At 62.4% G+C, this 13,712-nt stretch carries 10 protein-coding genes; 8 read left to right on the top strand and 2 right to left on the bottom strand.

The features are described from left to right. The first annotated feature begins 97 nt into the window (after nucleotides 1-97). Nucleotides 98-2,224, top strand: coding sequence for a TonB-dependent siderophore receptor (locus tag HX812_RS07210; protein WP_038847091.1), 2,127 nt, complete (start codon nucleotides 98-100; stop codon nucleotides 2,222-2,224). 173 nt (nucleotides 2,225-2,397) lie between these two features. Here HX812_RS07210 and HX812_RS07205 read toward each other — a convergent pair whose 3' ends face one another. Together HX812_RS07205 and HX812_RS07200 are read right to left on the bottom strand one after the other, a co-directional pair. Further along, nucleotides 2,398-3,120 (bottom strand): FadR/GntR family transcriptional regulator, encoded by a 723-nt coding sequence (locus tag HX812_RS07205; RefSeq protein WP_010211221.1) that lies wholly within the window; start codon nucleotides 3,118-3,120, stop codon nucleotides 2,398-2,400. A 48-nt stretch (nucleotides 3,121-3,168) separates the two neighbouring features. Next, entirely contained in the window at nucleotides 3,169-4,905 is a 1,737-nt protein-coding gene (locus HX812_RS07200; RefSeq protein WP_038847710.1) for an IlvD/Edd family dehydratase, read from the bottom strand. A gap of 192 nt (nucleotides 4,906-5,097) precedes the next feature. Here HX812_RS07200 and HX812_RS07195 point away from each other — a divergent pair, with 192 nt between their 5' ends. From HX812_RS07195 to araH, 7 genes are all read left to right on the top strand, one after another. Beyond that, nucleotides 5,098-6,420 carry an MFS transporter gene (locus HX812_RS07195; RefSeq protein ID WP_038847708.1) on the top strand — a complete coding sequence of 441 codons (1,323 nt, stop codon included), beginning with the start codon at nucleotides 5,098-5,100 and terminating at the stop codon, nucleotides 6,418-6,420. A 15-nt stretch (nucleotides 6,421-6,435) separates the two neighbouring features. Further along, entirely contained in the window at nucleotides 6,436-7,425 is a 990-nt protein-coding gene (gene araD1 / locus HX812_RS07190) for an AraD1 family protein (RefSeq protein ID WP_038847707.1), read from the top strand. Between the two features lie 11 nt (nucleotides 7,426-7,436). Beyond that, nucleotides 7,437-9,017, top strand: coding sequence for an aldehyde dehydrogenase (NADP(+)) (locus tag HX812_RS07185; RefSeq protein WP_038847706.1), 1,581 nt, complete (start codon nucleotides 7,437-7,439; stop codon nucleotides 9,015-9,017). Between the two features lie 36 nt (nucleotides 9,018-9,053). Then, nucleotides 9,054-9,917, top strand: a complete 864-nt coding sequence (locus HX812_RS07180; RefSeq protein ID WP_038847704.1) for an SMP-30/gluconolactonase/LRE family protein — start codon at nucleotides 9,054-9,056, stop codon at nucleotides 9,915-9,917. Nucleotides 9,918-10,083: 166 nt separating this feature from the next. Then, on the top strand, nucleotides 10,084-11,088 hold the full coding sequence (locus HX812_RS07175; protein ID WP_016976497.1) for a substrate-binding domain-containing protein: 1,005 nt from the start codon (nucleotides 10,084-10,086) through the stop codon (nucleotides 11,086-11,088). Further along, nucleotides 11,085-12,587, top strand: a complete 1,503-nt coding sequence (araG, locus tag HX812_RS07170) for an L-arabinose ABC transporter ATP-binding protein AraG (RefSeq protein ID WP_038847702.1) — start codon at nucleotides 11,085-11,087, stop codon at nucleotides 12,585-12,587. Before HX812_RS07175 ends, araG begins: the two co-directional genes overlap by 4 nt. 9 nt (nucleotides 12,588-12,596) lie before the next feature. Beyond that, the gene (gene araH, locus HX812_RS07165) at nucleotides 12,597-13,565 is read left to right on the top strand and encodes an L-arabinose ABC transporter permease AraH (RefSeq protein ID WP_038847701.1); all 969 of its coding nucleotides are present in this window, start codon (nucleotides 12,597-12,599) and stop codon (nucleotides 13,563-13,565) included. Nucleotides 13,566-13,712 lie beyond the last annotated feature (147 nt).

The following is a 13,712-nucleotide window of genomic DNA, read 5'->3' as shown; positions in this document are numbered from 1 at the left end:
AATAAATGCCAAACGGTAATGATTTGACATATCATGCCGCGCAGAATAATTGGCAGATATGCCGCCCCATCTGGCTCTTTCACTAGGTTTATCCTTCATGCGTCGTACCCTGCTTTCCGTGTGTGTGCTTCAGGCGTTTTCCCCGTTGAGCTGGGCGGAGGTCGAACCGCTTGAAAAAGCCGCGATCGAGCTGCAGACCACCAGCATTACGGGCGCGGCCGACTACGAAACCGCCCAGGGTCCGGTGCAGGGCTACCATGCCACCCGCTCGGCAAGTGCGACGCGCACTGATACCTCGATCCACGAAACCCCGCAGTCCATCAGCGTGGTGTCCAGGGCGGTGGTCGAGGACATCGGCGCCACCCGCCTGCAGGACGCGCTGGACTACGCCGGCGGCGTCGGCCGCGCCAACAACTTCGGCGGGCAGGGCCTCACCACCTTCACCGTGCGCGGCTTTACCACCGGCGAGTTCTACCGCAATGGTTTCCCGATCAATCGCGGCTACCCGAACATGCCCGACGCCAACACCATCGAGCGCCTGGAGGTGCTGCGCGGCCCGGCGACCATGCTCTACGGCCGTGGCGATCCCGGTGGCACCTTCAACGTGGTCTCCAAGCAACCGCTGGCCGAGCCGACGGTGACCCTCGGCAGCCAACTGGATGACCAGGGCATGCAGCGCGCCACCCTTGACGCGTCCGGCCCGTTGGATGCAGACGGTCGCCTGGCCTATCGCTTGAACGTGGTGGGTGAGGGCGGCGACACCTTCCGTGATCACGTGGAAACCGAGCGCTACGGCGTGACCCCGGTGATCACCTGGCAGGCCACCGATGACACCAAGGTGATCTTCGAAGGTGACTTCATGCGCAACAATCACCCGTTGGACCGTGGCTTGACGCGTTACCCCAATCAAAAAGGCACGCCTTCGCGCGACACCTTCTGGGGTGAAAAAGACGCCGGCAAACTGCACAACGACAACAGCATGGCGCAATTGCGTTTCGAGCACCTGCTCAACGAAAACTGGACCCTGGGCGGCGGTTTTCAGTGGCTCGACGGCACCTTGCAAGGCAACGCCATCGAAGCCAACGGCCTGGCCGCTGACGGGCGCACCCTGGGCCGCAACTTCAACTACCGCAAGCTGGAGTGGACCGACAAGGACACCCAACTCAACCTCACCGGGCATTTCTCCACCGGCGGTTTCGACCACACGCTGCTGAGCGGCGTCGAGTTCGAAGACTACGACTACAAGTCGATCATCCAGCGTTCCAGCGGCGCAGTGGGTGCCTACCCCATCGATATCTTCAACCCGGTCTACGGCCAGCCGCGCCCGGCGCTCACACGCACGCCGACCCACGACAAGGAAAACCTCAAGACCTACGCCGCCTTCGTCCAGGACCAGGTCGCCCTGACCGAGCGCCTCAAAGTGCTGGCCGGCGCCCGCTTCGAGCGTTTCGAACATGACTACCACACCTATGTGCCAGGCGGTAAAAGCTGGGAAGCCAGCGATAACGCGGTCACCCCGCGCATGGGCGTGATCTACGACCTCACCGACACCGTCGCGGTGTACGCGGACGCAGCCCGTTCGTTCAAGCCCAACACCGGTGCCAGCCGTCAGGGGGGTGGTTTTGAGCCGGAGAAAGGCAAGTCCTATGAGATGGGCATCAAGTGGGAAGCCCTGGATCGCCAACTGAGTGTCGACGCGGCGATCTACCAGATCGAGAAGAAAAACGTGCTCACCACCGACCCGCTCGACTCAACCTTCAGTGTCGCGGCCGGCCAGGTGCGCAGCCGAGGTTTGGACCTCAACGTCGCCGGCAACATCACCCCGCAATGGCGCGTGATTGGCGGCTATGCCTACGTGGACGCCGAAGTCACCAAGGACAACACCCTGCACACCGGCACCCGCTTGCTGAACATTCCGCGCAACAGCTTCAGCCTGCTCAACGTCTACGAATTCCAGGACGGCGCCCTCAAGGGCCTGGGCCTGGGGGCGGGCGGCAAATACGTGGATGAGCGCGCGGGGCAGACGTCCAACACTGCATTCTCGATGGACGCCTACACCGTGGTCGACCTGCTCAGCTACTACAAGGTCAATGATAAAATCCGTCTGAACCTGGACGTGAAGAACCTGTTCAACCGCGACTATGAAGAAGGCGCGTTCGGCAACGTGTATGCGTATCCGGGTGAACCGCGCACGGTGCAGGTGGGGATTGCCTACACCCTGTAAACCAATAGCAGGATGGGCAGGCACACCGCATAACCCTTGTGGGAGCGGGCTTGCTCGCGAATGCTGAGTGTCAGTCACTGAATCTGTTGACTGGCACTGCGCATTCGCGAGCAAGCCCGCTCCCACATTTGGATTGATTTACACCTGATAGAGCTTGGCTGCCAGCTCCCACACTACAGCGGCGTGAGCACATTCATCACCGTATCCAACGCCACCCGCGTGTCATCCAGCTGCACCAGCGACGCATGCCGCGCGCCCAGGGCATCGCGGTTCTGAATGGCAGTGAGGATCGCCTTGTGCCGGGGCAGGCTCAGGCCCTGGATATCCGGGCGGCGGTTGGTGATGTTGATCGACTCGCGCAACGGCAGCGACAGCATGTTGCACATATAGGCCAGCAGGTCGTTGCGGGTGGCGTCGGCAATCGCGCGGTGGAAATCCAGGTCAGCCTGCAACAGCTGTTCGTGGGTCTGCGCGGTTTCCATGCCCAGGTAGGCTTGCTCGATGGTGGCGATGTCTTCGTCGGTGGCGGTGGTCGCGGCCATGGCGGCGATTTCCGGTTCGAGGATGCGCCGCACGCCGGCCAAGGTGTTGAAGAACTCGCTGTGGGGCGTGGATTGCATCAACCAGGACAGCACGTCCGGGTCGAGCAGGTGCCATTTCAAGCGTGGCCGCACCACCGCGCCCACCCGGGGCTTGGAATACACCAGGCCCTTGGCGCTGAGCACGCGGGTCGCTTCACGCAACACCGAGCGGCTGACCTTGTACTCCTCGCAGAGCGTGGCCTCCATGGGCAAGCGTTCTTCGGGCTTGAAGCGACCGGAAACGATGTGCATGCCCAAATCCTGGACGATCTGGGCATGCTGGCTCTTGCGCGGCTTGGACGGCTGGTGATCCATGTCTACAGGGAGGCTCTGGCTTGAATTCGCCGCATCATAGCATCCCAATTAGTGGGAATGCCTTGGGACTTCCGCCCCACGGCAACCCACCAGGAAGTCAAAGTCGCAGCCCTGGTCGGCCTGTAGCACATGGTCGATGTACAGCTGGCGATAGCCACCGACGATCAGCTTCTCGGGTGGCGCCAGGTCGGCCATGCGTGCCGCCAGCTCTGCGTCGGGGATGTCCAGGTGCAGACGGCCGTTGGCGCAGTCGAGTTCGATCCAGTCACCTTCCTTCACTGTGGCCAACGGACCGCCGGCCGCCGCTTCCGGCGCCACGTGCAACACCACCGTGCCGTAGGCCGTGCCGCTCATGCGCGCGTCGGAGATCCGCACCATGTCGGTCACGCCTTGGGCCAATAGCTTGGCGGGCAAGCCCATGTTGCCGACTTCGGCCATGCCTGGGTAACCCTTGGGCCCGCAGTTTTTCATGACCAGGATCGAGTTGGCGTCCACATCCAGTTCCGGGTCGTTGATGCGCGCCTTGTACATGTCGAAGTTTTCGAACACCACGGCGCGGCCTCGGTGTTGCATCAGTGCCGGGCTGGCAGCAGAGGGCTTGAGCACTGCACCGAGCGGTGCCAGGTTGCCGCGCAACACGCAGATGCCGCCGTCGGCGCGGATCGGGTTGTCGAGGGTGCGGATCACTTCGTCCTGGCCGTAGATCGGCGAGTCCTTCGTGTTCTCGCCGAGGGACTTGCCGTTCACGGTCAGGGCGTTCGGATGGGGAATCAGGTTGGCTTCACCGAGGCGACGCAACACGGCCGGCAGGCCGCCGGCGTAGTAGAACTCTTCCATCAGAAAGCGGCCCGACGGCTGCAAATCGACGATGGTCGGCATGCCACGGCCCATGCGGGTCCAATCGTCCAGATCGAGTTCGACGCCGATACGCCCGGCGATGGCCTTGAGATGGATCACCGCGTTGGTCGAGCCACCAATGGCGGCATTCACGCGGATTGCGTTTTCAAACGCTTCTTTAGTGAGGATCTTCGACAGCTTCAAATCTTCGCGCACCATCTCCACCGCGCGCATGCCGGACATATGCGCCAGCACATAACGCCGTGCATCCACCGCTGGAATCGCCGCGTTGTGCGGCAGCGAGGTGCCCAGTGCTTCGGCCATGCAGGCCATGGTCGACGCGGTGCCCATGGTGTTGCAGGTGCCCGCCGAGCGCGACATGCCGCCTTCGGCCGCCAGGAAATCATCCAGGGTAATGGTGCCAGCTTTCACCTGTTCGCTGAGCTGCCACACCACGGTGCCCGATCCGATGTCCTGGCCCTTGTGCTTGCCGTTGAGCATCGGCCCGCCGGTGACCACGATGGCCGGCACGTCGCAACTGGCGGCGCCCATCAGCAGGGCGGGGGTGGTCTTGTCGCAGCCGGTCAGCAGCACCACGCCGTCAATCGGGTTGCCGCGAATCGCTTCTTCCACGTCCATGCTCGCCAGGTTGCGCGTGAGCATGGCGGTGGGGCGCAGGTTCGATTCGCCATTGGAGAACACCGGAAACTCCACCGGGAAACCACCGGCCTCGATCACGCCGCGTTTGACGTGCTCGGCGATCTGGCGGAAATGCGCGTTGCACGGGGTCAGCTCCGACCAGGTGTTGCAAATGCCGATGATCGGTTTGCCATGGAACTGATGGTCGGCAATGCCCTGATTCTTCATCCAGCTGCGGTACATAAAGCCGTTCTTGTCGGCAGTACCAAACCACTGGGCGGAGCGTAGGCCGGGCTTTTTATCAGACATGATCGATTCTCTTATTGTATGACTATATGTTCTATGCGTGCTTAAACATAAGCGCAAAAACGCAGCTTTGGAAGAGTTGTTTTGCAAATAGTCATACTATATAGTCGGCTTCAACTGAGGTATGACCCTGGCGGATTTTCGCGAGAGGCGTCCCCCGAGCTTCTATAAAAACAACAATCGGAGATCGACCCCATGAGCCAGGAACTGCGGCTTATTCGGCGCATCACGCTGAAACTGATTCCCTTCCTGATCCTGCTGTACCTGATCGCCTACGTGGACCGCTCCGCCGTGGGCTTCGCCAAGTTGCACATGGGCGCCGACGTCGGCATTGGCGACGCCGCCTACGGTTTGGGCGCAGGGTTGTTCTTCATTGGCTACTTCCTCTTCGAGATCCCCAGCAACCTGATGCTTGATCGCTTCGGCGCGCGCCGCTGGTTTGCGCGGATCATGATCACCTGGGGCGCCATCACCATCGGCATGGCCTTCGTGCAGGGGCCGCACAGCTTTTACGTGATGCGCTTCCTTCTCGGGGCGGCGGAGGCGGGGTTCTTTCCGGGCGTTCTCTACTACATCACGCAGTGGTTCCCGGTGCGTCATCGCGGCAAGATCCTCGGGCTGTTTATCCTGTCCCAACCTATCGCGATGATGATCACCGGCCCGGTGTCCGGCGGTTTGCTGGGCATGGACGGCATCCTTGGCCTGCATGGCTGGCAGTGGCTGTTCATCGTCATCGGCACCCCGGCGATCCTGCTGACCTGGCCGGTGCTGCGCTACCTGCCGGACGGCCCCAAGCAGGTCAACTGGATGAGTGAGGATGAAAAAGCCTGGCTGACCGGCGAACTCGCCAAAGACCTGCAAGCCTACGGCCAAACCCGTCACGGCAACCCGCTGCATGCCTTGAAAGACAAGCGCGTGCTGCTGCTGGCGCTGTTCTACCTGCCGGTGACCCTGAGCATTTATGGCCTGGGCCTGTGGCTGCCGACCTTGATCAAGCAATTCGGCGGCAGTGACCTCACCACCGGTTTCATCTCTGCCGTGCCGTACATCTTCGGCATCATCGGCCTGCTGATCATCCCGCGCAGTTCCGACCGTTTGAATGACCGCTACGGCCATCTCGCCGTGCTTTACGTGCTGGGCGCCATCGGCCTGTTCTGCAGCGCCTGGCTGAGCGTGCCGGTGCTGCAAATGGCTGCGCTGTGCCTGGCGGCGTTCGCGATGTTTTCTTGCACGGCGGTGTTCTGGACCTTGCCGGGACGGTTCTTTGCCGGCGCCAGTGCGGCGGCGGGCATCGCGTTGATCAACTCGGTGGGCAACCTCGGCGGCTATATCGGCCCGTTCGTGATCGGCGCGCTCAAGGAATACACCGGCAACCTGGCGTCGGGCTTGTACTTCTTGTCCGCAGTGATGGTGTTTGGCTTGCTGCTGACGGGTGTGGTCTACCGCCAACTGGAGCGCAAGCACGTGCTGCCTGCGGACCAATTCGCCGCCAGTGCCCGTGGCGCTACACGTACTTGATTCAGGAGAAATGACATGCGTTTGGTTCAGTTCGAATTGCGTAACGGTGAGCGCCGCGTCGGCGTGGTGGAAGGCAGCAAAGTGCGTGAGGTCAACAGCGCCCGCACGGTGCGCGAATTAGCCCTGGCCGCTATCGAAGCCGGCGTCGGCCTGGCGCAACAGGTGGACAGCCTGGGCCTGGGCGACAGCTACGACTACGCCACCTTGCTGGCCGACCTGAAAATCCTGCCGCCACTGGACCACCCGGACCCGGCTCACATGCTGATCAGCGGCACTGGCCTGACCCACCTGGGCAGCGCCTCGGCGCGGGACAAGATGCACCAGGCCGGGGATGACACTGCGTTGACCGACACCATGCGCATCTTCAAATGGGGCGTGGAGGGCGGCAAGCCAGAGTCCGGCCACGCGGGCGTACAACCAGAGTGGTTCTACAAGGGCGACGGCAGCATTGTGGTGCGCCCCGGCGCGGCCTTCCCGTCGCCTCCCTTCGCGGAAGATGCCGGCGAAGAACCGGAAATCGGCGGCCTCTACGTCATCGGCCCGGACAGCAAGCCCTATCGCGTTGGTTTCGCGGTGGGCAACGAGTTCTCCGATCACGTCATGGAACGCAAGAACTACCTGTACCTGGCCCATTCCAAGTTGCGCAGTTGCAGCTATGGCCCTGAGTTGCGCGTGGGCGAGTTGCCCCAACACCTGGCGGGCACCAGCCGCATTCTGCGCGAGGGCGAAGTGATCTGGCAGAACGAATTCCTCAGCGGCGAAGCCAACATGTGCCACAGCCTGGAAAACCTCGAATACCACCACTTCAAGTACCGCCAGTTCCTCAAGCCGGGCGATGTGCACGTCCACTTCTTCGGCACCGCGACCCTGTCATTCGCTGACGGTATCCGCACCCAGCCGGGCGATGTGTTCGAGATCAGCCAGGCCGAGTTCGGCGCGCCGCTGGTCAACCGTGTCGGCAGCAGCGATGCGGCCTTCGAACCCGGCAACGTCATCACCCTTTAAAGGAGAACCCTATGACCTCGTTCCTCGGCCACAACTACATCGGCGGCCAACGCAGCGCCAACGGCAGCATCACCTTGCAAAGCGTCGACGCCACCACTGGCGAAGCCTTGCCCCAGGTGTTCTACCAGGCCACGCCACAGGAAGTCGATGCCGCCGCCAAGGCTGCCGCGCAGGCTTATCCTGCCTACCGCGCGTTGAGTGCGGCGCGCCGTGCGCAGTTCCTGGATGCAGTGGCCGATGAGCTGGACGCGTTGGGGGATGACTTTGTCGAGTTGGTCTGCCGCGAAACCGCGCTGCCCGCTGCGCGCATCAAGGGCGAGCGCGGGCGTACCAGCGGCCAGATGCGCCTGTTCGCCAGCGTATTGCGTCGCGGTGATTTCTACGGTGCACGCATTGATAAAGCGCTGCCTGATCGCCAACCCTTGCCACGTCCGGATCTGCGTCAATACCGCATCGGCCTGGGGCCGGTGGCCGTGTTTGGTGCGAGCAACTTTCCCTTGGCGTTCTCCACGGCGGGCGGCGACACCGCCGCCGCGCTGGCGGCAGGTTGCCCGGTGGTGTTCAAGGCCCACAGCGGGCACATGGCGACGGCCGAGCGGGTTGCCGATGCAATCATCCGCGCGGCCGAAACCACCGAGATGCCCGCCGGTGTGTTCAATATGATCTTCGGTGGCGGCGTCGGTGAGGCGCTGGTCAAGCACCCAGCGATCCAGGCGGTGGGCTTTACCGGTTCGCTCAAGGGCGGTCGTGCGTTGTGCGACATGGCGGCAGCACGCCCGCAGCCGATCCCGGTGTTTGCCGAAATGTCGAGCATCAACCCGGTGATCGTGCTGCCCCAGGCGTTGAACGCGCGTGCTGAAAGCGTCGCGCGTGACCTGACCGCCTCGGTGGTCCAGGGCTGCGGCCAGTTCTGCACCAACCCTGGTTTGGTGATCGGCATTGCTTCGCCTGAGTTCACCGCGTTCACCCAACACGTCGCGCAATTGATCGGCGACCAACCGGCGCAGACCATGCTCAACGCCGGCACCCTGGGCAGCTATGGCAAGGGTCTGGAAAAGCTCCTGGCACATCCGGGCATCCAGCACCTGGCGGGCCGCCAACAGGCCGGCAACCAAGCGCAACCGCAGTTGTTCAAGGCTGATGCGAGCCTGTTGATTGACGGCGATGAAGTGCTGCAGGAAGAAGTCTTCGGCCCGACCACGGTGTTTGTCGAAGTGGCCGACCAGGCCCAGCTCAGCGCCGCCTTGCAGGGGCTACACGGCCAACTCACGGCCACGATCATTGGCGAGCTGGCTGACCTGCAACAGTTCGCCGAACTCACGCCGCTGCTGGAACAGAAGGTCGGCCGCATCCTGCTCAACGGTTACCCGACCGGTGTGGAGGTCTGCGATTCAATGGTGCACGGCGGGCCGTACCCGGCCACGTCGGATGCCCGTGGCACGTCGGTCGGCACCTTGGCCATCGACCGTTTCCTGCGCCCCGTGTGCTTCCAGAATTACCCTGATAGCCTGCTGCCCGACGCGTTGAAAAACGCCAACCCGTTGCGTATCCAGCGGCTGGTGGATGGCACGCCATCTCGCGACCCGCTGTAACGCGCACCTGAGAACAACAAGAATCCAGGAGGCATCATGTCGTGTATCGCCGTTACCCCGCACCGTGCGCAGTTGGGCGAAGGTCCGTTCTGGGATGCGCCGACCCAGGCGCTGTACTGGGTGAATATCGCCGGCAAACAGGCGCTGCGCCTGATGGGCGGGCAGTTGCAGGTGTGGCAGTTGCCCGAGCATGTCTCGGCCTTCATCCCGTGTGAAAGCGGCGATGCCCTGGTGACCTTGAGCAGCGGCGTGTATCGCCTCGACCTGGCCACCGAAGCCCTGACCCTGCTGTGCGTCGCGGACCCGCAACCGGGTAACCGTGGCAATGAAGCGCGCTGCGATGCCCAGGGCCGCCTGTGGCTGGGCACCATGCAGAACAATATCGGCGAGCAGGGCGAAGACCTGCCCATCACCCGACGCTCCGGCGGCCTGTTCCGTATCGATGCCGATGCGCAGGTCACGCCGTTGCTCAGTGGCCTGGGCATTCCGAATACCTTGCTGTGGAGCGACGACGGTCGCCACGTGCACTTTGGCGACAGCCTGGACGGCACGCTGTACCGGCATGCAATTCAAGCCGACGGCCAACTCGGTCCCGCGCAAGTCTGGTTCGGCCCCCACGAACGTGGCGGGCCGGATGGCTCGGCCATGGACGTCGAAGGCTATCTCTGGAACGCCCGCTGGGACGGCAGTTGCCTGTTGCGCCTCACGCCCGACGGCGAAGTGGACCGCATCATCGAACTGCCCGTCAGCCGCCCCACCAGTTGCGTGTTTGGTGGCCCGGATCTCACCACCCTCTATATCACCAGTGCCGCCAGTCCTTTGGATCACCCCCTGGATGGTGCGGTATTGGCCATCGAGGTTGATGTGCCTGGAAAACCCTGTCACCGCTTTGCCGGATAAACCCTATGGGAGTGGGTTCCTTGTGGCGAGGGAGCTTGCTCCCGTTGGACTGCGCAGCAGTCCCGATTTTTGGGGGCGCTACGCACCCCAGCGGGAGCAAGCTCCCTCGCCACACCAAGCTTGCTACCTCAGTACTACTTAAAAACAACAACAAGGAGTCACCCGTATGAATCGTCGTCGTGGTTTGCGTTCCCTGTGCTGCGCCGCTGTGGCGGTCTCGGCCATGAGCTTGAGCGGGCTGTTGCTGGCCGCTGAAGAAGTGAAGATCGGTTTCCTGGTCAAGCAGGCCGAGGAGCCATGGTTCCAGACCGAGTGGGCCTTTGCCGAGAAGGCCGGCAAGGAGCATGGCTTCACCGTGATCAAGATCGCCGTGCCCGACGGTGAGAAAACCCTCTCGGCCATCGACAGCCTGGCCGCCAACGGTGCCAAAGGCTTTGTGATCTGCCCGCCGGATGTGTCCCTCGGCCCGGCCATCGTCGCGAAGGCCAAGGCCAACGGCTTGAAAGTCATCGCAGTGGATGACCGCTTCGTCGACGCCAAGGGCAACTTCATGGAAGACGTGCCGTACCTGGGGATGGCGGCCTTTGAGGTCGGCCAGAAGCAAGGCGCCGCCATGGCCGCCGAAGCGAAAAAACGCGGCTGGGACTGGAAGGACACCTATGCGGTGATCAACACCTTCAACGAGCTCGACACCGGTAAGAAGCGCACCGATGGCTCGGTCAAATCCCTGGAAGAAGCCGGCATTCCCAAGGATCACATCTTGTTTACGGCCGCCAAGACCCTGGATGTCCCAGGCAGCATGGACGCCACCAACTCGGCCCTGGTGAAACTCCCCAGCGGCGCGAAAAACCTGATCATCGGCGGCATGAACGACAACACCGTACTCGGCGGCGTACGCGCCACTGAAAGCGCCGGCTTCAAGGCGGCCAACGTGATCGGCATCGGCATCAATGGCACCGACGCCATCGGCGAACTGAAAAAACCGAGCAGCGGCTTCTTCGGCTCGATGCTGCCGAGCCCGCACATCGAGGGCTATAACACCGCGCTGATGATGTACGAGTGGGTCACAAAAGGCACCGAGCCGCCGAAGTACACGGCCATGGACGAAGTGACCCTGATCACCCGTGAAAACTTCCAGGCCGAGCTGACCAAGATCGGGCTGTGGCAATGACTGCTGCCGCCTTGCGATTTGACGGCATCGGCAAAACCTTTCCGGGGGTCAAGGCGCTGGATGGCATCAGCTTCAGCGCCCACCCTGGGCAGGTGCACGCGTTGATGGGCGAGAACGGTGCGGGCAAGTCGACGCTGCTCAAGATCCTCGGCGGCGCCTACATTCCCAACAGCGGCACGCTGCAGATCGGCGAGCAGGTCATGGCCTTCAAAAACGCTGCTGACAGCATTGCCAGCGGCGTGGCGGTGATCCATCAGGAACTGCACCTGGTGCCGGAAATGAGCGTGGCCGAGAACCTGTTCCTCGGGCACTTGCCGGCGCGTTTTGGCGTGGTCAACCGAGGGCTCCTGCGCAAGCAGGCCCTCGCTTGCCTCAAAGGGTTGGCGGATGAAATCGATCCGGCCGAAAAGCTCGGGCGCCTGTCCCTGGGCCAGCGCCAATTGGTGGAAATCGCCAAGGCGCTGTCCCGTGGCGCCCATGTGATTGCGTTTGATGAGCCCACCAGCAGCTTGTCGGCGCGGGAAATCGACCGCTTGATGGCGATCATCACGCGTCTGCGGGATGAGGGCAAAGTGGTGCTCTACGTGTCGCATCGCATGGAGGAAGTGTTCCGTATCTGCAACGCGGTGACGGTGTTCAAGGACGGCCGTTATGTGCGCACCTTCGACGACATGAGTGCGCTGACCCATGATCAATTGGTGACCTGCATGGTCGGCCGCGATATCCAGGACATCTACGACTACCGCCCGCGTGAGCACGGCGAGGTGGCGCTCAAGGTCGACGGCCTGTTGGGGCCTGGCCTGCGTGAGCCGATCAGTTTCAACGTGCGCAAGGGCGAGATTCTTGGGCTGTTCGGGCTGGTCGGGGCAGGGCGCACGGAGCTGTTCCGCCTGCTCAGCGGCCTGGAGCGGGCCAGCGCCGGGCAACTGCAACTCTGTGGTGAGCCGCTGCATTTGCAGTCACCACGGGATGCTATCGCCGCCGGCGTGCTGTTGTGCCCGGAAGACCGCAAGAAGGAGGGCATCATTCCGCTGTCCAGCGTCGCCGAGAACATCAATATCAGTGCGCGGGGCGCCCATTCCACGTTTGGCTGGCTGCTGCGCGACGGCTGGGAGAAGGGCAACGCCGACCAGCAGATCAAAGCCATGAAGGTCAAGACGCCCAACGCCGCGCAAAAGATCCTGTACCTCTCTGGCGGCAACCAGCAAAAAGCCATTCTCGGCCGGTGGCTGTCGATGCCGATGAAAGTGTTGCTGTTGGACGAACCCACCCGTGGCATCGATATCGGCGCCAAGGCCGAGATCTACCAGATCATCCATAACCTCGCTGCTCAGGGCATTGCGGTGATCGTGGTGTCCAGCGACCTCATGGAAGTGATGGGCATCAGCGATCGCATCCTGGTGCTGTGCGAAGGCGCGCTGCGCGGCGAACAAACCCGCGAACACGCGACTGAATCCAACCTGCTGCAACTGGCCTTGCCGCGCAGCCTGGCGAACTGAGAGACGATTATGACCACTCAACACAACGTGCTGCCCACCGCGCGCAAGCCGCTTGACCTGCGTGCGCTGCTCGACAACTGGGCGATGCTGCTGGCCGCCGTGAGTATCTTTTTGCTGTGCGCCTTGCTGATCGACAACTTCCTTTCACCGTTGAACATGCGCGGGCTGGGCCTGGCGATTTCCACCGTGGGCATTGCTGCGTGCACCATGCTGTTCTGCCTGGCGTCGGGGCACTTCGACCTGTCGGTGGGCTCGGTCATCGCCTGCGCCGGGGTGGTGGCGGCGATTGTGATGCGCGACACCGACAGCGTGATGCTTGGCATTGGCGCCGCGCTGCTGATGGGCCTGGTGGTGGGGCTGATCAACGGCATCGTCATTGCCAAGCTGCGGGTCAATGCGTTGATCACCACGCTGGCGACCATGCAGATCGTGCGTGGCCTGGCGTATATCTTTGCCAACGGCAAGGCGGTGGGCGTGTCCCAGGATCAGTTCTTTATCTTCGGTAACGGCCAGTTGTTTGGCGTGCCGGTGCCGATCCTGATCACCATTTTGTGCTTCCTGTTCTTCGGCTGGCTGCTCAACTACACCACCTACGGGCGCAACACCATGGCCATCGGCGGCAACCCGGAAGCGGCGTTGCTGGCGGGCGTGAATGTGGACCGCACCAAGATCCTGATTTTCGCCGTGCATGGCGTGATCGGGGCGTTGGCTGGAGTGATTCTGGCGTCGCGCATGACCTCCGGCCAGCCGATGATTGGCCAGGGCTTTGAGCTGACGGTGATTTCGGCTTGCGTACTGGGCGGGGTGTCGTTGAGTGGCGGCATCGGCATGATCCGCCATGTGATTGCCGGGGTGTTGATTTTGGCGATCATCGAGAATGCGATGAACCTGAAGAATATCGACACGTTCTATCAATATGTTATTCGCGGCTCAATCCTGCTGTTGGCCGTGGTCATCGACCGCATGAAACAACGCTGAGTCATGCCCTGTGAAGACTGAATGTGGGAGCGGGCTTGCTCGCGAATACGGAGTGTCAGACCCGAATGAGAACTCTGACACTGCGTATTCGCGAGCAAGGCCGCTTCCACAGGTGTCATTGGTGGTGAAGTGGAAGCCGGTGCTCTG

Origin of the sequence: Pseudomonas sp. IPO3749 (assembly GCF_013386605.1) — a bacterium.
GTDB classification, from domain to species: domain Bacteria; phylum Pseudomonadota; class Gammaproteobacteria; order Pseudomonadales; family Pseudomonadaceae; genus Aquipseudomonas; species Aquipseudomonas azotoformans_A.
The sequence above is the reverse complement of the archived record's forward strand: the minus strand, read 5'-3'. Positions and strand labels throughout refer to the sequence as shown.